The sequence below is a fragment of the Nocardia sp. NPDC050710 genome, assembly GCF_040654375.1.
Taxonomy (GTDB): domain Bacteria; phylum Actinomycetota; class Actinomycetes; order Mycobacteriales; family Mycobacteriaceae; genus Nocardia.
Genome location: NZ_JBFAHV010000011.1, coordinates 91,365 through 114,792 on the forward strand (window position 1 = coordinate 91,365; position 23,428 = coordinate 114,792).

Genomic DNA, 23,428 nt, shown 5'->3' on the forward strand with positions numbered 1-23,428 from the left:
ATGTCACCCAAGCTGTTATTGATCCGTTAGAATCTGATGTCACTTATTTGGGCCGTCGTAGACGCAATTTCTCGGCCAGCCGCAGTTCTCGGCCAGCTCTGCCTGTCGAGCCAGCATGTGATGGCACGTGGTTGGGGCCAGTTTGGAAAGTGAGTGGGAGATGCGTGACGCCGCTAGGTCCGGCAAGAAGCGCTGGGCGCTCGGCAATTGGGACCTTCGCTGGAAGGTTACGGCGGTCCTCGCCGTGCCGCTGGCGGTCGCGGTCGGGCTCGGCGTGTCGAGGATTACATCCGAGTTCTCGAACGCCCAGCGACTCGGGGCCGTAGCCGAGAACACCGAGGCCATACCGGCCGTTACCGGGTTGAGTGCTGCCTCGGCGACGGTCGCGGGCTCGCAGCTGGTCTCGCTGAACGGCCAGACCGTGGTGACCGACAAGGACCTGTCCGAGCTCGACGCGGCGATAGCCAGGGCCGAGAGCTCGGTCGGCAAGCTGAACAATCAGCCCTCGTCCCGGGCCGCGTTGGAGAACATGATCACCAACGCGAAGGCCGTGCGGGCGCCGGGTAAGGCCCCCGCGGCCAGTGCCGCCGCCTCGCTCGCCGCGATCGACACGATCCGTAACGACAGCGTGCGCATCGTGGAGAGCACGGTGTCGCAGGTCAGCGACCCCACCTTGGACGCGGCCAAGCTGCGGCTGGTGGACTCGCTCAACACCCGCGCCACCCTGGTGAGTGAGCTCGCGGCGTTCAGCGAGGTGCTGCGGCGCGACCCGAACGGATTGCAGAACTTCCTCGCCGCGTCCAGCGCCGAACGTCAGATGCTGAACGTGCTGGCGCACCGATTCCCCGACGGTGACGCGTCCATCGCCGATCTGCGGGCGGGCACCGACACCCGCGTCTCGCTGATCACCAGCCCGGACGCGACGGCGGGCAAGATCCCGCTCGGCGATCTCAAGACCTCGCTGACCACCAGCGTCGATGTCTACGAGCGGGTGGTCGCCAAGGCCACGAAGGACATCGAGAGTTCGATGACCACGCTCTCGGCCAAGGCCAGCACCGATGCCTGGACCTACACCGCGGTCGTCATCGCGACCATCCTCGCCGCGCTGTTGCTCGCGGTGTTCGTGGCGCGCTCGATGATCGTGCCGCTGCACCGTCTGCGCCTCGCCGCGCTGCGCGTGGCGGAGAGCGATCTGCCGCACGAGGTCGCCCAGTTGCGTAACGGCGCGTCCCCGGAGGATGTGCCGCTGGAGCCGATGCCGGTGCGCAGCACCGAGGAAATCGGTCAGCTGGCCCGCGCTGTCGACGACATCCACGGCCAGGCGCTGCGTCTGGCGAGCGATCAGGCCCAGATGCGTTCGCAGGTCAACGACATGTTCGAGACCCTGGCCCGGCGCTCCAAGTCGCTCGTCGACCACCAGCTCAGCCTGATCGAGGCGATGGAGTACGACGAGAAGGATCCGCGCCTGCTGGAGAACCTGTTCCGGCTGGACCATCTCGCCGCCCGCATGCGCCGTAACGGCGACAACCTGCTGATCCTCGCCGGCACCAAACAGCGCAGGACGAAGTCCGCGCCCGTCGAGATCTCCGACGTGTTGCGTGCCGCGATCTCCGAGGTCGAGGACTACGAGCGCGTGAAGCTCGGTGCGACACCGCGCGGTTCGCTGCGCGAGCCCTCCGCCTCCGACCTCGCACACCTGTTCGCGGAGCTGTTGGATAACGCGCTGCGCGCCTCGCCGCCCGAGACGGACGTGAAGTTCACCTTCGCCCAGGCACACGACCAGGGCCTGCTGATCGAGGTCGCCGACCGCGGCATCGGTATGCCGCCCGCCGAAATGGCCGATATCAACCGCCGGTTGCAACAGACCGCGGAGCCCGGGCCCGATACCGCCCGGCACATGGGTCTTTTCGTGGTCGGCAGGCTCGCCGAGCGGCACGGCCTCACCGTGCGGCTGCGGCCCACCTTCGACACGGCGCGTGATCCTGGTGTCACGGTCACCGTGCATGTCCCAGTCGGACTGATCATGGGTGGGGAACCGGTCGGTGCGCAGGGCTCGACCCCGCAGACACCACAGGCCGCTGCACCGCAGCGCTCGACGACTCCGTCCTCGATGCAGACGCGGGCGGTCACCCGGACGCCCGGAGGCAACATGATGGTCACCGTCGACCCGGGGGTGAGCGGACCGATTCCGATCAGCAAGCGCCCGGCCGCGAGCAGCGCGGCACCCGCCGCGGCGGCCGATGGCCTGCCGCAGCGGCAGCCGGGTAATTCGATGGCGCAGGGTCTGCGTCAGGACCAAGAGCAGTCCGGTCCGACGCTGCGCTCCGCGTCCGGCGCGGGGCAGCCCCGCGGACCGCAGCGTGGCAAGCTCGCCGCCGCGAATCTGCCCAAGCGCAACCTCAACCCCGGCGGTCCGCCGCCGCGACAAGGTGGACCGAGTGTCATCGGTCCCGCGCCGACCGGTGGTGGTCTGCCGCAGCGCGATGCGAAGTCCGGTGAGCTACCGCAGCGTCAGCCGGGTGCCAACGGCGTGCCACAGCCGGGCCCCGGTGGTCTGCCGCAGCGTCAGCCGGGTGCGAACGGCGCCCCGCAACGCGATGCCGCCGCGGGCGGTCTGTCGGCCCGGGAGCCGGGTGCGGGCGGTCTGTCGCAGCGTCAGCCGAGCGGTCTGCCGCAGCGTGAGCCGGGATCCACCGGTCTGCCGCAGCGGGATGCCGTGGGTGGTCTGCCGACCCGCGAGCCCGGTGCCGGTGGTCTGTCGCAGCGTCAGCCCGCGGTGAACCAGCCGCCGCGCGATGCCGCGCCGAACGCCCTGCCGGCCCGCGAGCGTCTCGCCAACGGTCTGCCGCAACGCGAACCGGGCGCCAACGGTATGCCCCCCCGTGACGCCGGTGCGAACAGCGCCCCGCAGCGGGATGCCGCCGCGGGTGGTCTGTCGCAGCGTCAGCCGAACGGCCTACCCACGCGGGAACCCGGCTCCGGTGGCCTATCCAGCCGGGAGCCGAGTTCCGACAGGGAGCCGAATTCCGGCGGTCTGCCGACCCGGGAACCGGGTCTCGGTGGTCTGCCGCAGCGTCAGCCCGCGGCGAACCAGCCGCAGCGCGATTCGGCGGCGAACGGCCTGCCGGCCCGGGGACCCCTCGGGAACGGCCTGCCGCAGCGTCAGCCCGGTTCTCAGACCCCGAACGGCCTGCCACAGCGGGAGCCGGGATCCACCGGTCTGCCGCAGCGCGAAGCCACCCCGGGAATCGGTCTGCCGCAACGTGATCGCGGTGGGCTGCAGCCCGCGGCGAGCGCGGAACCGTCGGATGCCCTGGACTCGGGTACTCCCGTCGCCGGGCGAGACCCGGGCAAGCACAGCTACCGTTCCAACCCGGAGAAGGCCGCATCGTTCTTCCAGACCCGACTGCAGCCAGCAGTCGAGACCGGGTCGACAATGGACAGCCCGATCTTCGCCGAGATGATGTCGGCGTGGCTATCGGATCCGAACCCGGACCGGTCGCAGGTGGCCGCCGCCTTCGACTCACCGGGAGACGAAGGCTGGCAGGCCGCACGCCGGGCAAGTGAGGCGCAAGCCGAAACAAAGACCGCCGCGGGGTTGCCGCAACGCAATCCGGGAGGAAGGCTGGTCCCCGGTGCCGTCAACGGCGCCGTGGATCGGGCACCGCGCCGAGATCCGGAATCCATCAGGTCAAGCTTGAGTCGTCACCAGCAGGGCGTCCGGGATGGCCGCGCATTGAAGGCAACGAACCTAACCGGAGATAAAGGAGACCGATGAACCCCGATCTAGGTGGTACGAATCGTCAGCTGGATTGGCTGGTTTCGAACTTCGCCAACGAGGTTCCTGGCGTAGCTCATGCCGTCCTGGTCTCGGCTGACGGCCTACTCATGGCTGCGAGTGCCCAGCTGCCCGTCGATCGCGCCGAACAGCTCTCGGCCGTCACCGCTGGACTGGCCAGCCTTTCGGTCGGCGTCTCGAATCTATTCGAGGGCGGTACCGTGCTGCAGTCCGTCGTGGAGATGGAGCACGGCTATCTGCTGCTGATGGCGGTCGGTGACGGCTCCTATCTCGCGGTCCTGACCAACACGTCCTGCGATATCGGACAGGTCGGATACGAGATGGCGTTGTTGGTCGAGCGTGTTGGCCAGACTGTGCAGGCCACTCCACGCGTCACGATGGGTTCCTGATGGTGGGATGGACATAGAAGATCACCGCATGGGGAGCGCCGAGCCGAGCCTCGTACGCCCGTACTCACTGACTGCGGGTCGTACCAGGCCCGCGGTCGAGTTGGCGCTCGAGGCCCTCGTCGCATCGCATCCGGTCGCCCTGGAGCGGCAGTTCGAGCTGACCAACATTGAGACGTCAATCGTGGAGTTGTGCAGAGAATCGCCGTCCGTCGCCGAATTAGCGGCGCGCTTAGGTATTCCGATAGGTGTGGCACGGGTACTCGTGGCCGACCTCATCGAGGCCGGGCATGTGCGCGTTTCGGCGACATTGAAAGAGGATTCCAGCGACGATGAACGTCGCGAGCTGATCGAAAGGGTTCTCAGTGGACTCCGGCGTATTTGATTCGACGGCGCAGGTCGATACCCGCACCAGCAAGCCGACCTCGGCGAAGATCGTGGTCGCGGGCGGTTTCGGTGTCGGCAAGACCACGTTGGTCGGTGCCGTCTCGGAGATTGTTCCGCTGCGCACCGAGGCATTGGTGACCAATGCCAGTACCGGAATCGACAATCTGACGGGCGTCCCGATGAAGTCCACCACCACGGTGGCCATGGACTTCGGCCGGATCAGTCTCGCCGACGATCTGGTGCTGTACCTATTCGGTACGCCGGGCCAGTACCGATTCTGGTTCATGTGGGACGACCTGATCCGCGGCGCCATCGGCGCCGTGGTGCTGGTCGACACCCGCAGGCTCGAGGACAGCTTCGCGGCCGTCGACTACTTCGAAGCGCGCAATCTACCGTTCCTGGTAGCGCTCAACGAGTTCGACGACTCGCCGCGATACCCGGTCGAGGACATCCGGCAGGCCCTGGCGGTCCCCGCCGATGTGCCGATCCTGTCCATCGATGCCCGGCGCAGGGAGCCCGCCAAGCAGGCGTTGGTCTCGCTCACCGAATATGCCCTGCGCAAGGTGATGCAGGGCTACTGACACTCGATCCCGGCGCGGCGGCAGCCCCGTGGCGTCGGGTGAGTGCCTCGACTTCGCTCGGCGAGCGTGGACTGTGGACGGATTGCGTCCTACAGCGCCCGTTATGCTCGCGCGATGCGGATTTCGGCACGTGAGTTGCTCGGGCAACTGCTCGACGCGCAGTCGTTCATCAGCTGGGACCGGCCACCCGTGGCGGTGGCCGCGACCGCGCAGTATGGCGATGATCTGCGCAAGGCGGCGGTCGCGGCGGGCACCGACGAATCCGTGCTCACCGGCGAAGGACTGCTGCGCGGTCGGCGCGTGGCTGTTATCGCGTGCGAGTTCGGCTTTTTGGCGGGATCGGTCGGTGTCGCTGCCGCGGAACGGATCGTCACCGCGGTCGAACGCGCCACCGAACTCGGCCTCCCGCTGCTCGCCTCCCCGACCTCCGGTGGCACCCGGATGCAGGAGGGCACCGTCGCTTTCGTGCAAATGATCAAAATCGCGGGTGCGGTCGCGGCACACAAGTCGGCGGGCCACCCGTATCTGGTGTATCTGCGCAATCCGACCATGGGCGGGGTTTTCGCCTCGTGGGGATCGCTGGGCCATATCACCTTCGCCGAACCCGGCGCCCTGATCGGCTTTCTGGGGCCCCGCGTCTATAGGGCGTTGTACGGCAAGGATTTCCCGGAAGGCGTGCAGACCGCCGAGAATCTGTACCACAGTGGCGTCATCGACGGGGTGGTGCCGGTAATGGTCTTCCGTCGCATCGCCCACCGGGCGCTGAGCGTATTCAGCGGCGTGGTGTTGCAAGATTCCGCTGCCGCGGAACGTGCTCGGCGCGAATCGGGCAGCGGCCGGGTCGAAGGCGCTGTGGAGGAGGTCGTCGGGTCCGATCGCGCGCCAGCCCGCGCAGCGGCCGATACTCCGGCGTGGCGGTCGGTGCTGATCTCGCGGCGACCGGATCGGCCGGGCATCCGCGACCTGTTGCGCCATGTGACGCAACGGGTCCCGTTGAGTGGCACCGGCCAGGGGGAGTCCGATCGCACCGTCGTGCACGCGCTGGCCCGATTCCGCGGTCAGCCGTGTGTGGTCTTCGGGCACGACCGTCTCGGCCAGCAGGGCGAGAACACCATGGGCCCGGCGGCACTGCGTGAGGCCCGCCGCAGCATGGCGATTGCTCAGGAGTTGCTGTTGCCGCTGGTTCTGGTCATCGACACCGTGGGCGCGGCCCTGTCCAAGGAAGCGGAGGAGCGCGGACTTGCCCCGGAAATCGCCCGCTGTATCGCGGACTTGGTGACCTTGGACACCCCGACCGTCTCGGTGCTGCTCGGCCAGGGCACCGGCGGCGGCGCGCTGGCCCTGCTCCCCGCCGATCGCGTCCTCGCCGCCACCCACGCCTGGCTCGCCCCGCTGCCGCCGGAGGGGGCGAGCGCCATCGTCTACCGCGACACCGATCACGCCCCCGGACTCGCCGCCGCCCAACGCATCCGCGCCGCCGACCTACACACGGACGGCATCGTCGACCGGATCGTCCCCGAATTCCCCGACGCCGCCACCGAACCCCACGATTTCGCCAACCGCATGGTCACCGCCATTGCCGCCGAACTGGCCACCCTCCGCACCCGCACCCCCGAGGAACTCGCCCGCTCCCGTCACACCCGCTACCGCCGTCTCGGTCTCCGCGGCATCGCCGACTGATCGGCTGCTCGCGATGCGTTGCGCCCGAAATGGGTGAGCGACCAGCTATTTGATAGTCAACACACCAGGGCTCTTCGTTGACGGTTCGCGTGCGCACTTCTACGGTCGGACGGGTGACATTCCGCAGCGAGACCTCCGCCGTGCCCGCGATCGTGCTGAACGATGGGAATGTGATCCCGCAGCTCGGGTTCGGTGTGTTCCAAGTGCCGCCCGACGGCACTTTCCCGGTGGTGAAGGCCGCGCTGGAGGCGGGATATCGCAGCATTGATACCGCCGCCATTTACGGGAACGAGGAGGGCACCGGGCGTGCCGTCCGCGAGTCCGGGCTGCCGCGTGACGAGGTCTACGTCACCACCAAGCTGTGGAATTCCGAGCAGGGTTACGACTCCACCTTGCGCGCCTGCGACGCCAGCCTGGACAAGCTCGGCTTGGACTATCTCGACCTGTACCTGATCCACTGGCCGATCGCGGCCGCGGATAAATTCGTGGAGACCTTCAGGGCCTTCCAGACACTGAAGAAGGAAGACAGGGTCCGCTCGATCGGTGTGTCCAACTTCACTGTCGCGAACCTGCGGCGGGTCATCGAGGAGACCGGCGAGATCCCGGCGGTCAACCAGATCGAGCTGCATCCGCGCCTGGCCCAGCGCGAGTTACGCGACTTCCACGCCGAGAACGCGATCGCCACGGAGGCGTGGAGCCCGCTCGGCCAGGGCACCGTGCTCGACGATCACACCATCGCGTCGATCGCCAACGAGGTCGGCCGCAGCCCGGCGCAGGTGATCATCCGCTGGCATCTGCAGCTCGGCAATATCGTCATCCCGAAGTCGGTCACCCCGTCCCGCATCACCGCGAACTTCGACGTCTTCGGCTTCGAGCTCACCGGTGAGCAGATGGACGCCATCAACGCACTCGACAACGGCGGCCGCATCGGCCCCGACCCGGATAGCTCGAGCTAGCCCAGATAGTTGGTGAGTTCGATTGCGGCGGCGCGGCCCGCGCGGTTGGCGCCGATGGTGCTGGCCGAGGGGCCGTAGCCGATCAGGTGGATGCGCGGGTCGGCGGCGACCTGGGTGGCGAGGCGGCCGGTCATGGTGATGCCGCCGCCGGGGGCGCGCAGCCGCAGCGGCGCCAAATGGTCGAGCGCGCTGCGGAATCCGGTGGCCCAGATAATGACATCGGCCTGCTGGAAGGTTCCGTCGGCCCAGCGCACCCCATCCGGTTCGATGTGGTCGAACATGGGCAGCCGGTGCAGGGCCCCGCGTTTCTCGGCGGCCCGTAGCCGGTCGTCGAGCCGCAGTCCGGTCACCGACACCACCGAACCGGGCGGCAGTCCGCGTCGCACCCGATCCTCCACGATGGCCACCGCCTCCCGGCCCGCCTCGCTGGTGAACTCGGCGTCCCGCCACACCGGCTCCCGGCGCGTCACCCAGGTCGTCGTGGTGACCTGCGAGATCTCGTCGAGCAGTTGTACCGCGGAGATGCCGCCGCCGACGATCACCACGTGCTTGCCCGCGAACGCCGCGGCAGTCCGGTAGTCGTGTGTGTGCAGCTGCCGCCCGGTGAAGGTTTCGGCGCCGCGGTACCTCGGGACGAACGGATGCTCCCAGGTGCCGGTTCCGTTGATCAGTCCGCGCACCCGAATCGTCCCGGCCGAATCGGTTTCGGCGCTCAATACCTCGCCGCGGCCGTCGCAGCGCTGTCCGTCCGCGGTGCGGTCGCAGACCACGGTGACCGAGACCTGCCGACGTACCCGCAGATCGAAGCGCTTCTCGTACAGCTCGTAGTAATGCGGCACCGCGGTCGCCGCCGGCGCGGTCTCGGAGCCGGGCGGCAACGTCTCGGCGAATGACATACCGGGCAGATCGTGCACCCGGTTGACGGTGCTCAGCGTGAGCGAGGGCCAGCGGAACTGCCAGGCCCCACCGGGCCCCGGCGCATGGTCCACGATGAGAAAGTCGTGCTCCGGGCGTAGGCCGAGGCGCTGGAGGTGATATCCGGCCGACAGCCCAGCCTGACCAGCTCCGATCACCAGGATGTCGAAATCTGTCGGCACAGCGGGTGATCGTATCGCCATCAACGGCTCGTGCTCCCGGCTGTGGCACAGTGAAGGTAACCAAACGACACGGTGAGTTGGGAAGAATGCATGCTCGGAGTTAGCCGTGATGGCGATGTCGTCACCATCGAATTGCAGCGCGAGGAGCGTCGCAACGCACTCAATAACGAACTGGTGACCCTGTTGCGCGACGCCGTGCTGGCCGCGGTCGCGGACGACGCGCGAGTGATCGTGCTGACCGGACGCGGCCCGATCTTCAGCGCGGGAGCCGACCTATCCGGGGTGTACTCCGATAATTTCCTCTCCGGACTGTTGGAGATGCTGCACACCATCGAGTCCGCGCCCATCCCGGTGATCTCCGCGATCAATGGCGGCGCGCTCGGCGCGGGTGTCCAGCTGGCACTGGCCTCGGATCTGCGGGTCATGGAGCCGGACGCCTACATCGCGATCCCCGCCGCCAAACTCGGTATCACGGTGGATCGGTGGACAGTGAGCAGGTTGGTGTCGCTGATCGGTGGCGGCCCGGCCAGGACCATACTGCTCGGCGCGGAGCCGGTGACCGCGGCCGAAGCCTACTCGTTCGGCTTCGCCAACCGGCTCGGATCTCTCGCAGACGCGCAGGCGTGGGCGAAATCCATCGCCCAGCTCGCGCCGCTGTCGCTGCGCCACCTCAAACTGGTGTTCAATGACGACGGCTCGCGCGAGCCGGAGTCCGCGCAGCAGCGTGCGGCCTTGGAGGCCGCGTGGGCCAGTGCCGACGCCCAGGAGGGTCGCCTGGCCAGGCAGGAGAAGCGCAGCGCGAAGTTCTTGGGCCGATGACGGGCAGGATCGCGGAGGACAGGGAGGGCGCGTCGATGAATGTGCGGAAGATCTTCGGTGTCGCGGCGGGAGCCCTCGGCGTCACCTGGGTGGTGCGCGCGGTCTGGGATATCCCGTCGGCCATCGGAGCGTCGATTTCGGCGATCCAGCCGTACGCGGCCGGCGCCGCGACCTACCGCAACCAGCGGTTCCACAACACCGAGCCGAGCACCCAGCTGGTCGCGGGTGCGGGTCCTTCGCTGCTGTATTCGGCGCTGACCAAGCGCAATGTGGGCCGGCCGCGCGTCGCCGTTCCGGTGCAGACGCCCTCGGTGCCCGCCGAGGCGGCGGATCTGGCCGTCACCTGGTACGGCCATGCGTCGGCGTTGATCGAGGTGGACGGCTACCGCATCCTCACCGATCCGGTGTGGAGCGAACGGGTTTCGCCGTCTCCGCTCGTCGGTCCCGCGCGTCTGCACCCGGTACCGACGCCGCTGTCGGAACTGCCGCCGGTGGACGCGGTGATCATCTCCCATGATCATTACGACCACCTGGACAAGGAGACGATCCGGGAGCTGGTGGTCGGCCAGTCCGCCCCGTTCCTGGTGCCGCTCGGCATCGGCGCGCATCTGCGCCACTGGGGTGTGCCGGACCATCGCATCATCGAATTGGATTGGGGCGGGTCGATTTCGCTCGCCGCACTCGGTCGTGAGCGTGACGGAACGGACCTGGTGCTCACCTGTACCGAGGCACGTCACTTCTCCGGTCGCGGCCTGGTCCGCAACACCACCCTGTGGGCTTCCTGGTCCATCGTCGGCCCGACCCGGCGGGTGTACTTCGGCGGTGACACCGGTTACACGAAGGCGTTCGCCGAGGCCGGTGCGGCGCTGGGCCCCTTCGATCTGACGCTGCTGCCGATCGGCGCCTACGACGAGAACTGGCCCGACGTGCATATGAACCCGGAGGAGGCGGTTCGCTCGCACGCCGATCTGTGCGTCGGTGATCCGGGCCATGGTCTGCTGGTGCCCATTCACTGGGCGACCTTCAATCTGGCCTTTCACGGGTGGTCCGAGCCGGTGCGGCGGATGGTCGAGGCGGCGCGGGCGGCCGGAACCACGGTCGCGGTGCCGATGCCGGGCCAGCGCATCGACCCCAATGGGCTCCCACCACGGGATACGTGGTGGGAAGATGTGGGTTGAACCCACGAGTTCGGCTTCACCCCGGTTCGGTGACACGGAAGGAGCGACGGTATGAGCTTGGCAGACAGTCTGAAGGGCTTGGTCGACAAGGGGAAGCAAGCGGCGGCCAAGAATGCCGACAAGATCAACGATGCGGTCGACAAGGCCGGTGACTTCATCGACAACAAGACGCACGGCAAGTACTCCGACAAGATCGAGAAGGGTAAGGCGGCCGCCAAGAACGTGATTCCGCCGGATCATCCCGGACAGCCGCCCCGGTCCGGCCCGCAGGCCTGAGGCGCGACGGGGACCGTTTTCTGTCGGTCCCCGCCACTAGAATCGAAATATGGTGTCCCGCCGGAAGTTCGGTGGTGGTCCGGGCAAACCGAGTATCGAGGTCGAGCTGAGCAACCTCGACAAGGTGCTGTATCCCGAGACCGGGACCACCAAGGGCGAGGTGATCGCCTACTATTCGGCGATCGCGCCTGCCATGCTGCCGCATATCGTGGGTCGTCCCGTGACCAGGAAACGCTGGCCGAACGGGGTCGACGAGCCCTCCTTCTTCGAAAAGAACCTCGCCGCGCATGCGCCCTCGTGGATCGAGCGGCGCGCCATCGAACATTCCGATCGTCGTGCGGTGTACCCGATCATCGATTCGGAGGCCGGGCTGGCGTGGCTCGGGCAGCAGGCCGCGCTGGAAGTCCATGTGCCGCAATGGCGCTTCGACGGCGATGAGATCGGCTACGCCACCCGCCTGGTCTTCGACCTCGATCCGGGCCCCGGTGCCGGGCTGGCCGAATGCGCCCGGGTGGCGCTGCTGGTACGAGATCTGGTCGAGGGCATCGGACTGCATGCCTTCCCGGTCACCAGCGGCAGCAAGGGAATTCACCTCTACGTCCCGCTGGAGCGGGTATTGAGCCCCGGCGGTGCGTCGACGGTGGCCAAGCAGGTCGCCACCAATCTCGAGAAATTGCACCCGGATCTGGTGACCGCGACCATGGCCAAGTCGGTGCGTGCTGGAAAGGTCTTCCTGGATTGGAGTCAGAACAATCCGGCCAAGACCACCATTGCCCCGTATTCGATGCGTGGACGCGACCGGCCCCATGCCGCGGCGCCACGTACCTGGGCCGAGATCGAGGATCGGAAGCGGCTGCGGCACTTGCGCTTCGACGAGGTGCTCGTTCGTTTCCGGGATGACGGCGATCTGCTCGCGGAACTCGATCCGCCGCTCGCCGCGCCGCGGCCCGCCGATGCGCTCACCAAGTACCGCTCGATGCGCGATCCGGACCGCACGCCCGAGCCGGTGCCCGCGGAGCCGCCGACCTCGAGCGCGGGCAATCGATTCGTGGTCCAGGAACATCATGCGCGGCGGCTGCACTGGGACGTGCGACTGGAACGGGACGGGGTGCTGGTCTCCTGGGCGGTGCCGAAGGGCCCGCCGACCTCCCCGGAACAGAACCGGCTGGCCGTGCACACCGAGGATCATCCGTTGGAGTACCTGGACTTTCATGGCGCGATCCCCAAGGGGCAGTACGGCGCGGGGGAGATGACGATCTGGGATTCCGGTACCTACGAGACCGAGAAGTGGCGTGACGACGAGGTCATCGTCGAATTCCACGGCACCCGGCTCACCGGGCGGTACGCCCTGATCCGGACCAATGGCAATCAGTGGCTCATGCACCTGATGCGTGAACAGTCCGGTCGCCCGGCCGATGACACCGCGCGGGCGAATGGGGTCGAGCCGCAGTCGAGCCGGATCTTCACCGTCCCGCGCCCGAACAAGCCGGCGCCGTTCCCGCGCGGTCTCGCGCCCATGCTGGCCACCCGGGGTGATATCGCCGAACTGGATGATGAGCAGTGGTGCTTCGAGACCAAATGGGACGGCTTCCGGCTGATCGCCGAGATCGATTCCGGGACACTGACCCTGCGTAGCCGGGTGGGCAATGTGGTGACGGGCCGATACCCCGGGATCGGGTCGCTCGCCGTCGAACTGGCCGGGCACAGTGTGGTCCTCGACGGTGAGGCCGTGGTCTTCGACGATCACGGCGTCGCGAATCTCGGTCTGCTGCAGGCGGATGCGGCGCGCGCGGTATTCGTCGCCTTCGATGTGCTCTATCTGGACGGTACTTCCCTTGTCCGCAAACGGTATTCGGATCGCCGCAGGGTATTGGAGGCGCTCGCCGCGAATGCGCCCTCATTGCTGGTGCCGCCGCGACTGGACGGTCCGGGCGAGGTGGCGCTGCGCTACAGCCAGGAGCAGGGACTGGAGGGTGTGGTCGCCAAGCGGAAGGATTCGGTCTATCTTCCCGGCAAGCGCGGCCATTCCTGGATGAAGGAACGCAATTGGCGCACCCAGCGGGTGGTGATCGGCGGCTGGCGACGCAGTGCGGCCAGGGAGTTCAAGTCGCTGCTGGTCGGAATTGCGTACGCGGGCAGGCTTTACTATGTCGGCCGGGTCGGCACCGGTTTCGGTGAATCCGAAATGCGCCGCCTCGCCGGGCGGCTGAGCAAACTGGAGCGCAAGACCAGCCCCTTCGCCAATGAGCTCACCGCCGACGAACGTCAGGACGCCGTCTGGGTGACCCCGAAACTCGATGGCACCGTGCGCTTTATGAACTGGACCGAGACCGGACGGCTGTGGCACCCCGCCTGGCTGGCCGAGGCGGACTGATCGGTGGCGTGTCGCAGCCGATCGACAAGCAGACCGGCGGCAAGTTCGCCGGACAGGTCGACGCTGCCCAGGACGCCGCCAAGAAGGCCGTTCGCAAGGAGGGCTGAGCCCGGTTCCCGTTCGTCCCGGCGGTTCGGCCGGAACGAACGGAATATCTCGGGAATGCCTCAGGCCGTGCCGTCCTCCAGCAGCGGTGTGATGGTCGCGGTATCGGTGACGATCGCGTGCCCCTGGAACCGGAAATCGTCGTAGGCGCGCGCCATGGCCTCCTTGTCGCGCCCACCGCAGGCATCGCTGATCACCACCGGAATGAAGCCGAGGTCGGTGGAATGGCTGACGGTCGGCGCGATGCCGATCTCCAGTGCGACACCGACGATGGCATAGGAGCCGATGCCCAGATCGCGCAGCGTCGCGGCGAGCGGGGTGCCCTCGAAGGCCGACATCGTGGTCTTGTCGAAGACGACCTCGTCGGCCCGTGGCCGCAGCTCCGGCACCAGTTCGAAGGCCGGAGTGTCGCGCTGCAGAATCGGTTTCAGCTGGTCCACCGAGTCCACCTGCTGCCAGTTCATCGCCATGCGCAGGGCGAAGGCACCGCTCAACCGGTGCGGCAGGAAGAAGTGCCGCAGGAAGATCACCGGATAGCCGCCGCGACGCGCGGCCTCGACCACCCTGACGACCCGTTCGATGATTTCGGGCCCGTCCGGCAGTTGGGACAGCACACCGACCTGCATGTCGTAGACCACCAGGGCCATCCGGTGTGGCGCGCACACATCGGCATGTCCTTCGGGGATATCCAATCCGTTGCCAAACCGCATCGTCAGCTACTCCTTCTCGACACCGGATCGCCACCGGATCGCCCCGGTCCGGCGATTCGGTTGCGCTGGGGGCACTTTCACCATTGAACACGCCCACCGGACGTCCCCGGCGGTAGGGGTGCCCGGGATTGCCCGTTGCCGGTTGTCCGGAGCAGCAGTACCGTCGAGTGACCTCGACGCAGAGGTCGGTGCCTGGTGAAACGGTGGAGGCCGCGATGTGCCACAGTCGCGAATTGCCGATAATGCCGAGAACAGGGGGATTTCGCGGCGCGGCGCGCCGATGGGCTACGTCCATCGCCCGGGGCGCGGTACTGATTCTGCTGTCCGCGTTGATCGCGGCGCAGCCCGGGGCCGCGGCCGGGGTGCCGCCACCCGACGCGGATCCGTTCTACGCGGCGCCCGCTGATCTGGCCGACCATCCCGACGGCGCGGTGCTCGCATCCCGGCCGATCGCGTTGTTCGGCCTGTCGCTTCCGGTTTCGGCATGGCAGGTGCAGTACCGGACCAATGACTCGGCCGACCGCCCCGTCGCGGGTATGGCCACGGTCATGGTGCCGAATCTGCCCTGGCTCGGGCCGGGTCCGCGCCCGCTGCTGTCGTATCAGGTCGCGGAGGACAGCCTGGGGGTCCGCTGCGCGCCGTCCTTCGCGCTGCGCGGTGGCTGGCAGGGCGGGGTGAACACCCTCATCGATTCCCCGTTCATGGCCGCCGCACTGCTGCGCGGCTGGGCGGTGGTGACCAGCGATTACGAGGGTCCGGATTCCCGATTCCTGGACGGCGTGAACTCCGGGCGCGGGGTGCTCGACGGCATTCGCGCCGCGCGCGCCTTCGGCCAGGGTGCTGTCGGCCCGGCGAGCCCTCTTGGCGCCTACGGGTATTCGGGTGGTGCGTTCGCCACCCTGTGGGCGGCTGAGCTGCAACCGGAGTACGCACCCGACGTCCGGTTCGCGGGGCTCAGCGCCGGGGGTGTGCCCGCGGATTGGACCGCCGTCGCGCGCGGCGTACAGGGCACCATCCAGGCCGGGCTCGCGGTGCTCATCGTGCACGCTATCGCCCGCAATGATCCGTCGGCCGGGATCGTGGAGCTGCTCAACGACCGTGGCCGCGCCATGCTGGTGACCGATGCCGATGCCTGCGGCGAGGATCTGGTGCTGAAGTACGGTGGCGTCCGCGTGGACGATTTCGCGGCGGTGCCGGATCTGCTATCGCATCCGGTATTCCGGGCCGCGACCGATGCGCAGGAGCTCGGTGCGAGCGCTCCGCTGGACCCGATGTACCTGTACCACAGCACCACCGACGATGTGATTCCCGTGGCGGGCTTCACCGGTTTGGTCGATCGCTACTGCGCGCTCGGGGCCGACCTCTCCTTCCGGTACTCGGCGTTGCCGGGCCACAATCCGGCCGCGATCGGCGAGGTGTCCGGCGCGTTCGACTTCCTCTCGGATCGATTCGCCGGGCAACCGGTCGCCCCTGGTTGCCACACTCGATAGCGAAACGACGACGGCGCGTACCGATTCCCGGAATCGGTACGCGCCGTGGCCGGGGCGCTAGTTGGTGCGCGGGGAATCCACCCACTTCGAGCTGCCCGGAGGCGCTGTCAGGGTCTGGATCATCTCGATGCCCGCGACGATCAGCGTGGGCCCACCGACCAGGATGGTGCCGATGATGCCACCGATGGCGGCGCCGGTGACCACCGTGCCGATTCCGACGCCGCCCGCCAGAAATCCGATCAGTCCGATACCCGCGCCGACGATGGTGCCGAGGAAGGTGCCGATGGCCGTGGCGATGCCGAACTGGGACAGGAAGTTGTTCTGTGCGCGCATATTCTCCACGGGCGAGGCGATCGGCGTCACCGGCACCGGCCGGGCCTGGCCGTAGTCCTTGACCGCGGTCAGTTCGAGCACGGTGCCTTCATCTCGAACGGCATGCGGCAGCGGGAATTCCAGCCCGTCCTGGCGGAACGACAGCGGCAGTGTGCCCACCGCGTTGCCCGCCGCATCCTTGACCGTCACCGAGTCGCCGGTGATCTCGAATGTCCCGTCGGTGAGCGTGGTGACGATGGTGTCGCCCACCAGGTGGGTCTCGTACCCGATATCGGGTACCGGTGCGGCGGCCGGCTGTGCGGCGGAGGTGCCCGCACCGACCGCGATGGCGGCGACGAGCGGCACTGCGGCCGCGGTGATTTTGCGAAGCATCATTTCCCGGTCTTCCAATCTTCATCAGGTTGTCAAGCCCACTGAACGCGCCAACGGCCGGAAATACTTCCCCCCCGACGTCCTGTGGAGCTGCGATGTGATCCAGAGAACAGTTACGCCGAAAGACAATTTACCGCGCCCGAGTATGTTTAGACCCCAAAACGATGGGCAACACTCCGGGGCCGATCCAACGTATGCACCCGCGTCACCGGGCCACCGCGATCGAATTCCGGTACCGGAGCCGGAATCTCACCGGACGGCCATGCCCGCGGCCTGCCATCGGCACCGATACCTCCGGCCCGGACAACTCCGTATCAGCCACGCCGCGTGCGGAATCCGGTGCTACTGGACGGCGTTCTCGACCTTCTTCAGAGCCTTGGCGTTGAGATCGTCCTGATCCTGGAACGCGCTCGCGATCGAGTCCACACCGCCGCCGAGCGCGTCCACCGCCTTGCTGAGGCTCTCGATGCTCTGTAGGCCCTCCTCGGCCCCCGGCGTGTAGTCCTTGGCGAAGTTCTGGCCGATCTCGTCGCCGCCCCAGCACTCGCCTTCGGCTTCGACCACGGACTGCACATTCTTGACCACGTCGATCACCTTCTGCGCGACATCGGTGATCCCCGGCTTGGTAGCGCGCAGGGCGTCCGGGTCGACCTTCAACGTGCTCATCTATCGACCATCCAAATATGTGCGGTTGCGGTAGTACTCGTCCTCGGACTCCTCGTCCAGCGGCACCGGATCGGGTTGCGCGGCGGCGGGTTCCGGGAACATCGAGTGCATCAGATCCTTGATGCTCGGTGCGCCGGGAACCAGGTCGGGCAGGTCCGGAATATCGAGGCCGAGCTGTTCGACCGAGCCGAAGGCGCGCTGAGCCTCCGCGCTGGCCAGCCGGGCCGCGGCCTGGGTCGCCTCGGTGATGGAGCGGCCGAGCTTCTCCGGTGTGGAGCGCTTGAACGCCTCCGGCTCCACATGCACCTCGGTGGGCACGCCCGCGCTATTGCTGGTGACCCGGATCAGGCTGTCCGAGGACCACGCGGTGACCGTCGCGCTCGCCAGCCTGGCCTGCGCGTCGGCCAGTTCGCGCCGCTGCTGCTCGAATACCGCGAGCAGTTCGTCGATCTCCCCGCGCAGCGCGGCGTTCTGCGCCAGCTGTGCCTCGCGTTCACTGTCGGCCATCGGCACGCCCCTGCTTCTCCGAATTCGCTTGCGTCATAGGTTTCGACGCAGCACGCCGTGCGTCGGTTCCACCCCAGTCTGACGCCCGCACCGCGGCGCGGTCATCTCGGGCGGTGTCAGATCAGCAGATCCAGCGCGACCGAGCCGAGGCAGACCAGCGCCACCAGGCCGATCGCGAACGCGTCGCGCCAGGTCGGTGAACTGGGGTGGGCGGTGAGCCTACCGGTGCCGCCGCGCGCCGTGATGGCCTCGCCGAGTTCGGTCGCGCGCCGGGTGGCCACGGCCATTGCCGCGGTGAGGATGTCGATGAGGGGGCTGTCCGCGGCCCGATCGATCAGGGGGTTCTTGGGGCGCAGTTTGCGCGCGGCGCGCAACACCCGGATCTCCTCGAGCAGCAGCGGCAGCCCGCGCAGGGTCAGCGCGACGACAACGGCCCATTCGTCCACGGGCACCTTCAGCCTGCGCAGCGGTGCGCCCAATTTCGCCAGGGCCGGGGCGATATCGCCCATCGGGGTGGTCCATGCGATCAGCAATGAGGCCGCCACCAGGACCAGGCCGAACAGCACCACCTGCGCGTAGCGCAGCACCGCCGCACCACCCATCGGCAGATTGAGCACCGCGCCCGCGGCGAGTGTCGCCCAGAACCACCACGGCAGTCGCGGGAGGGTGCCGAGCGGGAGCCGGGCCAGCGCGCCGACGAGCACCAGGAACGCCGCAATGGCGCCCAGCGCCGTCCAGGACGGCCAGAACATCACCAGCACGCTGATGAGGAACGCGCCGATCATCTTGGTACCGGCCCAGAGGTTGTGCACCGGACTGGAGACCGGGACCTGACGCAGCAGCACCGTACTCATGACCCCACCTCGCCGGGTTCGCTCATCGGTGACCTCCATTGTCGAATCGCCATGCGGTATCGCCGGGGCGGGGCATCGGCGCGGGCCGCGAATCGGGGTGGTGTGCCCGGCTATCGGCGGCCCGCGCGATATCGGGAACCGGCTGACTCTCCGGGATCCGCCCGGATTCCAGGTGGACGGTGCGGTCGCAGACCGCGGCCATATCCGCCACATCGTGTGAGATGACGATCAGGGTGAGCCCGGAATCGCGCAGTCGCGCAAGCAGTTCCACAACATCGGCACGACCCTCGGGGTCCAGCCCGGCCAGGGGCTCGTCGAGCACCACCACCTGTGGATGGCTGGCGACGATGGCCGCGAGCACCACCCGTTTCGCCTGTCCGCCGCTGAGCTCTTCGATCGAACGCGCGGCCAGCACGCGATCCAGTCCGACGGCGTCGAGCGCCCGGCCGACCGCGCCGGACCCGTGGGCCCGGCCACCCCAGTCCGCGATCTCCTCGCCAACGGTCTGTTTCTGCAATTGCAGCCGGGAATGCTGGAAGGCCAGCTCGACCCGGCCGATCTGCCTGGTGACCGGTTTGCCCGCGAGCTCGCAGCGCCCGGAACTCGGTTTGATCAGCCCGGCGATGATCCAGGCCAGCGTCGACTTCCCCGATCCATTGCCGCCCACCACCAGCAGAGCCTCGCCGCGCCGGACCGTGAGATCGACCCCGTGCAAGGCCGGTGCTTCCCATGGGGTTCCGTGGTTGTAGGTGTGCCGCACCTCGCGCAGCTCGAGAATGGTCGGACCCATCGGGCGGCGCCTGGCGTCACGCACCGGCCGTGGCCAGGCGGGCAGCCGATCCACCGCACGTCCGGCCGCGAGGTGGACGACCCGATCGGCGGCCGCGGCGTCGGCCTCGTGATGGGTCACCAGCACCACCGCCATCGGGTGGCGACCGGGCAGGTCGGCGAGCAGGGCGACCAGTTCGCGGCGACCGTCCGGGTCGATCATCGAGGTGGCCTCGTCGGCGATGAGCAGAGCCGGCCTGCGCGCCAGGGCGGCGGCCACCGCGAGCCGCTGCTGCTGGCCGCCGGACAGGGTGGCGGTCTCCCGGTCGCCCATGCCCGCGAGCCCGACCTCGCCGAGCAGCGCCTCGACATCGACCTGTTCGGCCGATTCGGCGGTCAGACCCCACACCACGTCGTCCGCGACCAGTACGCCGAGGGTCTGGCTCTCCGGGCGCTGCAATACCAGCGCAGTGCCGCCGAGCTGGCCTAGCCCGGCCGAGCCGGGGCGCAGCACCGCGCCCGAGGTAGGCGGTAGCCCGGCGAGCAGCCTGGTCAGTGTCGATTTCCCGGAGCCGTTATGGCCGACGATGGCCACGAATTCGCCGACCCGAACGGTCAGGTCGATCTCGCGCAACGCCTCGGTGTCGGCACCGGGATAGCGGAATCCAGCCGCCCGCAGCGTCACCGGCAGCGGTTCGATCGGCCGGTCGTCCGCGGGTGCGTCCAGCCGGTCCCGATTGGGCAGCCAGGCCAGCCGGTCCAGCACCGAACCGAGCACCCACCAGGAGACCAGCGCGCTCACCACCACACCCGCCGCGACGCCGCCGCCGACCCAGACCCACCACCAGCGCAGTGCCGAATCGGTGAGTTCGGCGGCGGCCCGTCCGAGCGGTTCCAGCTGTTCTTGGCGCGCAGCGAGTTTCTGTATGCCGCCCGCGGTGCTGCGCACGGCGTCGAAGAACAGATCCCGGGTCCGGGAGAACAGCAGCAGTGAACCGACCGAGAATCCGCCCCAGAGCAATCCGGCCAGCATCGACCACCCGAGCACCGCGAACAGCCCGCCGCCGCGGCGCTTCACCCCGCCGATGATGCCGCCGATGGTGGCCGAGCCGACCACGCCGAGCGCGGGCATGATGCCCGCCGCGACGAAGGTGACCATGGTGGCCGCGACGGCCGCGGTGACCAGCGCGCGCACCCGGTAGCGATGCGCGAGCATGCCCATCGGCACGGCCGCCACCAGTTGCAGCGCCGCGGCGAACGGAATCACCGAGCCGACCGTGATCAGGCCGACCGTCACTCCGCCGAGTACCGCGCCGGTGGCCAGCTCGATCGGGCGCAGCGGTCCGCGCTCGTCGATGCCGGTCGGTCTCGCGGCGATGGGCAGTTCACTCACGGGTCAAGTCTGCCAGCGGCGGCGATGGCCTGTCGTGATGACCGATCGCCGATGGTCAGGCCGCGGGCGTCAGGCGATAGTGGTCGGGGTTCAGCCGCCGGGTGCGACGCCGGTAGCTGCTCACCGTGCCGGGCCAGTTGTTCGTGATGCGGCCCGAGGCGGTGCGGTACCAGCTGGTGCAGAAGTTCCACGGGGTACGGGCCAGACGCTGCTGTAGAGCGGTATTGAATTCCTGTTCCGGTTCGGACCGCACCTCGAGGAAGTGGCCGGGGCGTTCGGCGAGTAATCGCACGGCCTGGCCGATATAGCGGGACTGCGATTCGATCATGTAGATGATGGAGCCGACGCCGAGGTTGGTATTTGGCCCGTAGACCATGAACATATTCGGGAACTCCGGGACCGTGATGCCGTAGTAGGCGTGCGCGCCGTCCTGCCAGGCGTCGGCCAGCTTGCGTCCGCCGCGCCCGAAAATGTGCATGGGCCAGAGGAATTCGGTGCCCTTGAAACCGGTGCCGTAGATGATCACATCCGCTTCGTGCAGCGTGCCGTCGGCGGTGCGCACGCCGTCGGCGGTGATCTCGGTGATCGCCGAGGTCTCGACCCGGACGTTCGGCTGGGTCAGCGCCGGGTAGTAGTCGTTGGAGAACAGCCCGCGCTTGCAGCCGATGGGGTAGTCCGGGGTGAGCTTGGCCCGCAGGTCGGGGTCCTCGACCTGTTTGCGCAGATGCCGCTCGGCGATCCGGCTCACCATGCGCGCGATGGCCGGGAACTCCACCAGACCGAGCGAGACGAATTCGGCGATCGACCACCATCCGAAGCGTTCCATCGCCAGTGCGCCCGGCACCCGCGCGAACAGTTTGTGCTGGATGGGCGAGTAGTCGGTGTCGAATTTGGGGATCACCCAGGCGGGGGTGCGCTGGAACAGGATCAGATGGGCGACCGTCGGCTGGATCTCCGGGATGTACTGGATGGCGCTGGCTCCGGTGCCGATGCAGGCGACCCGCTTGCCGGTCAGGTCGATGTGGTGGTTCCACTCGGCGGAGTGGAAGGCGGGTCCGGCGAAGGTGTCGATGCCGGGGATGGCCGGTAGCGCCGGGCGCGAGAGCTGCCCGACCGCGGGGATCAGCACGTCCGCGGTCCGGGTGGCGCCGTCCGCGGTATGCACGCTCCAGCGTCCGGTGTGCTCGTCGAATTCGGCGTCGGTCACCTCGGCGCCGAAGTGCACCGCATCGAGCAGGTGATGTCTGCGCGCGACCCCGGTCAGATAGTCGTGGATGGCGGCCTGCCCCGAGTAGCGCTGCGGCCAATCCGGTTTCGGTTCGTACGAGTAGGAGTACAGCGGCGATGGCACGTCGCAGGCGGCGCCGGGGTAGGTGTTCTCGCGCCATACCCCGCCGAGGTCGGCGGCCTGCTCCAGAATGGTGAGGTCGCGGAAGCCGTTGCGTCGCAGTTCGATCGCGACGCCGATGCCGCCGAAGCCCGCGCCGATGATGAGGACCGAGGGTCCGGTGCCGGTCGGGGCCGAGGGCCCCGGGACTGCTGTCATGTGATGCTCCTCACAGAGTCTCTGATTCCACTCTAGGGGCCGTCCCACAGTCTGATCGAGAATTTCGGCCATAATGGCCGGATGAGGCGGGTGGTGGATCCCGGAATCCGCGACTGGAACTTTCCGCGCGGAATCGCCAGCGTGGCGCTGATGGTCGACTACGCGGCCGAACACGGCGTGCCCGCCGCGCGGATGCTCGCCGGGTCCGGGTTGGCCGAGGCGACGCTGGCCGATCCCGATGCGCAGGTCGACGCGCACACCGAACTCGCGGTGATCCGCAACCTGGTCCGGGAACTGGCCGACCGCCCCGCGCTCGGGGTCGAGATCGGCCGCCGCTACCGCATCACCACCTTCGGCATCTTCGGCTTCGCCTGCGTGAGCAGCCCGACGCTGGGCGAGGCGATCACCTTCGCGCTGCGCTTCCTCGACCTGAGCTTCACCTTCTGTCTCCCGGTCGTGGAGTGGACGGCGGGCGAGTTCATCGCGTGGGTGCACGACGAGTCGGTGCCCGCGGATGTGCGTCAGTTCCTGGTCGAGCGCGATGTGACCGCGATGCACCAGGTGATGAGCGATCTGCTCGGCAGGCATCTACCGCTCGCGCGCGCCGAATTCATCTTCGACGAACCCGCCTACGCCGATCGGATCGCCGAGGTCACGGTGGTGCGGCCACGCTTCGGCAGGCCGCGCAATCTGTTCACCATCGACCCCGCGGTGCTGGAACAGCCGCTGCCGCAGGCGAATGCGCACACCTGGGCGATGTGCCTGGCCCAGTGCCGGGATCTGGTGGATCGCAGGCGCGCCCGCACGGGGATCGCGGCGGATGTGCGCAAATTGCTGGTGCCGGGCGGGACCGACGGTTTCACCGCACCGCCCGGAATCGATACCGTCGCACGGAATCTGAATCTGAGCACCAGAACCCTGCGCAGGCACCTGGATGCCGCGGGCACCAGCTACCGTGCCCTGCTGGACGAGGTACGTCGCGCACTGGCCGAGGAGATGCTCACCACCACACCGCTTTCGGTGAGCGATGTGGCGATCCGGCTGGGGTACGCGGAATCCTCCACCTTCATCTACGCGTTCAAGCGCTGGACCGGTGCGACGCCCGCGGCTTATCGGCGAGAACGGGTGCCGCGCAGATGATCCGGATTGCT

The 23,428-nt window shown here is 68.1% G+C and carries 21 protein-coding genes; 13 read left to right on the forward strand and 8 right to left on the reverse strand.

What is annotated here, in order from left to right; translation table 11 throughout:
* Positions 1 to 160: 160 nt before the first annotated feature.
* The 6 genes from AB0H61_RS20395 to AB0H61_RS20420 all read left to right on the forward strand — a co-directional run bounded on the left by AB0H61_RS20395 (position 161) and on the right by AB0H61_RS20420 (position 7,789).
* The gene (locus AB0H61_RS20395; RefSeq protein ID WP_357306707.1) at positions 161 to 3,778 is read left to right on the forward strand and encodes an ATP-binding protein; all 3,618 of its coding nucleotides are present in this window, start codon (positions 161 to 163) and stop codon (positions 3,776 to 3,778) included.
* Positions 3,775 to 4,188: a roadblock/LC7 domain-containing protein gene (locus AB0H61_RS20400; protein WP_011207200.1), complete on the forward strand. Its 414-nt coding sequence runs from the start codon at positions 3,775 to 3,777 to the stop codon at positions 4,186 to 4,188. The genes AB0H61_RS20395 and AB0H61_RS20400 overlap by 4 nt, the downstream gene beginning before the upstream one ends.
* A 7-nt stretch (positions 4,189 to 4,195) precedes the next feature.
* On the forward strand, positions 4,196 to 4,570 hold the full coding sequence (locus tag AB0H61_RS20405) for a DUF742 domain-containing protein (protein ID WP_357306709.1): 375 nt from the start codon (positions 4,196 to 4,198) through the stop codon (positions 4,568 to 4,570).
* Positions 4,551 to 5,153 (forward strand): ATP/GTP-binding protein, encoded by a 603-nt coding sequence (locus AB0H61_RS20410; protein WP_357306711.1) that lies wholly within the window; start codon positions 4,551 to 4,553, stop codon positions 5,151 to 5,153. Before AB0H61_RS20405 ends, AB0H61_RS20410 begins: the two co-directional genes overlap by 20 nt.
* 114 nt (positions 5,154 to 5,267) lie before the next feature.
* Entirely contained in the window at positions 5,268 to 6,833 is a 1,566-nt protein-coding gene (locus AB0H61_RS20415; protein ID WP_357306713.1) for a carboxyl transferase domain-containing protein, read from the forward strand.
* A gap of 113 nt (positions 6,834 to 6,946) precedes the next feature.
* Positions 6,947 to 7,789, forward strand: coding sequence for an aldo/keto reductase (locus AB0H61_RS20420; protein ID WP_357306716.1), 843 nt, complete (start codon positions 6,947 to 6,949; stop codon positions 7,787 to 7,789).
* Here AB0H61_RS20420 and AB0H61_RS20425 read toward each other — a convergent pair.
* Positions 7,786 to 8,886: an NAD(P)-binding domain-containing protein gene (locus tag AB0H61_RS20425; RefSeq protein WP_357306718.1), complete on the reverse strand. Its 1,101-nt coding sequence runs from the start codon at positions 8,884 to 8,886 to the stop codon at positions 7,786 to 7,788. The two genes, AB0H61_RS20420 and AB0H61_RS20425, sit on opposite strands and share 4 nt — an antisense overlap.
* A 90-nt stretch (positions 8,887 to 8,976) precedes the next feature.
* Between AB0H61_RS20425 and AB0H61_RS20430 the strand changes: the two genes are divergently transcribed.
* The 5 genes from AB0H61_RS20430 to AB0H61_RS20450 are packed head-to-tail and all read left to right on the forward strand — an operon-like array spanning position 8,977 to position 13,640.
* Complete coding sequence (locus tag AB0H61_RS20430; RefSeq protein ID WP_357306720.1) at positions 8,977 to 9,705, forward strand: enoyl-CoA hydratase; 729 nt, start codon at positions 8,977 to 8,979, stop codon at positions 9,703 to 9,705.
* Between the two features lie 35 nt (positions 9,706 to 9,740).
* Positions 9,741 to 10,883, forward strand: coding sequence for an MBL fold metallo-hydrolase (locus AB0H61_RS20435; protein WP_357306722.1), 1,143 nt, complete (start codon positions 9,741 to 9,743; stop codon positions 10,881 to 10,883).
* Between the two features lie 51 nt (positions 10,884 to 10,934).
* The gene (locus tag AB0H61_RS20440) at positions 10,935 to 11,159 is read left to right on the forward strand and encodes an antitoxin (RefSeq protein ID WP_357306725.1); all 225 of its coding nucleotides are present in this window, start codon (positions 10,935 to 10,937) and stop codon (positions 11,157 to 11,159) included.
* A 49-nt stretch (positions 11,160 to 11,208) separates the two neighbouring features.
* Complete coding sequence (locus AB0H61_RS20445; RefSeq protein ID WP_357306728.1) at positions 11,209 to 13,533, forward strand: ATP-dependent DNA ligase; 2,325 nt, start codon at positions 11,209 to 11,211, stop codon at positions 13,531 to 13,533.
* 8 nt (positions 13,534 to 13,541) lie between these two features.
* Positions 13,542 to 13,640, forward strand: coding sequence for an Rv0909 family putative TA system antitoxin (locus AB0H61_RS20450; protein ID WP_357306730.1), 99 nt, complete (start codon positions 13,542 to 13,544; stop codon positions 13,638 to 13,640).
* A 60-nt stretch (positions 13,641 to 13,700) separates the two neighbouring features.
* Here AB0H61_RS20450 and AB0H61_RS20455 read toward each other — a convergent pair whose 3' ends face one another.
* Positions 13,701 to 14,348 (reverse strand): cysteine hydrolase, encoded by a 648-nt coding sequence (locus AB0H61_RS20455; RefSeq protein WP_357306733.1) that lies wholly within the window; start codon positions 14,346 to 14,348, stop codon positions 13,701 to 13,703.
* Between the two features lie 242 nt (positions 14,349 to 14,590).
* On the opposite strand from AB0H61_RS20455, the gene AB0H61_RS20460 reads away from it, so the two are divergent.
* A complete protein-coding gene (locus AB0H61_RS20460; protein ID WP_357306735.1) occupies positions 14,591 to 15,838 on the forward strand; it encodes a lipase family protein in 1,248 nt (415 codons plus the stop codon).
* A gap of 57 nt (positions 15,839 to 15,895) precedes the next feature.
* On the opposite strand, the gene AB0H61_RS20465 is transcribed toward AB0H61_RS20460, so the two are convergent.
* The 6 genes from AB0H61_RS20465 to AB0H61_RS20490 form a co-directional block, all read right to left on the reverse strand.
* A complete protein-coding gene (locus AB0H61_RS20465; RefSeq protein WP_357306738.1) occupies positions 15,896 to 16,546 on the reverse strand; it encodes an ammonium transporter in 651 nt (216 codons plus the stop codon).
* Positions 16,547 to 16,885: 339 nt separating this feature from the next.
* Positions 16,886 to 17,209, reverse strand: coding sequence for a WXG100 family type VII secretion target (locus AB0H61_RS20470; protein WP_357306740.1), 324 nt, complete (start codon positions 17,207 to 17,209; stop codon positions 16,886 to 16,888).
* Positions 17,210 to 17,716: a YbaB/EbfC family nucleoid-associated protein gene (locus AB0H61_RS20475; protein WP_357306743.1), complete on the reverse strand. Its 507-nt coding sequence runs from the start codon at positions 17,714 to 17,716 to the stop codon at positions 17,210 to 17,212.
* Positions 17,717 to 17,832: 116 nt separating this feature from the next.
* Positions 17,833 to 18,570 carry an energy-coupling factor transporter transmembrane protein EcfT gene (locus AB0H61_RS20480; RefSeq protein ID WP_357306745.1) on the reverse strand — a complete coding sequence of 246 codons (738 nt, stop codon included), beginning with the start codon at positions 18,568 to 18,570 and terminating at the stop codon, positions 17,833 to 17,835.
* Between the two features lie 22 nt (positions 18,571 to 18,592).
* Positions 18,593 to 20,731 carry an ATP-binding cassette domain-containing protein gene (locus AB0H61_RS20485; RefSeq protein ID WP_357306747.1) on the reverse strand — a complete coding sequence of 713 codons (2,139 nt, stop codon included), beginning with the start codon at positions 20,729 to 20,731 and terminating at the stop codon, positions 18,593 to 18,595.
* A gap of 55 nt (positions 20,732 to 20,786) precedes the next feature.
* Positions 20,787 to 22,277 carry an NAD(P)/FAD-dependent oxidoreductase gene (locus AB0H61_RS20490; RefSeq protein WP_357306750.1) on the reverse strand — a complete coding sequence of 497 codons (1,491 nt, stop codon included), beginning with the start codon at positions 22,275 to 22,277 and terminating at the stop codon, positions 20,787 to 20,789.
* Between the two features lie 81 nt (positions 22,278 to 22,358).
* Between AB0H61_RS20490 and AB0H61_RS20495 the strand changes: the two genes are divergently transcribed.
* Positions 22,359 to 23,417, forward strand: coding sequence for an AraC family transcriptional regulator (locus AB0H61_RS20495; protein WP_357306753.1), 1,059 nt, complete (start codon positions 22,359 to 22,361; stop codon positions 23,415 to 23,417).
* Positions 23,418 to 23,428: the final 11 nt, after the last annotated feature.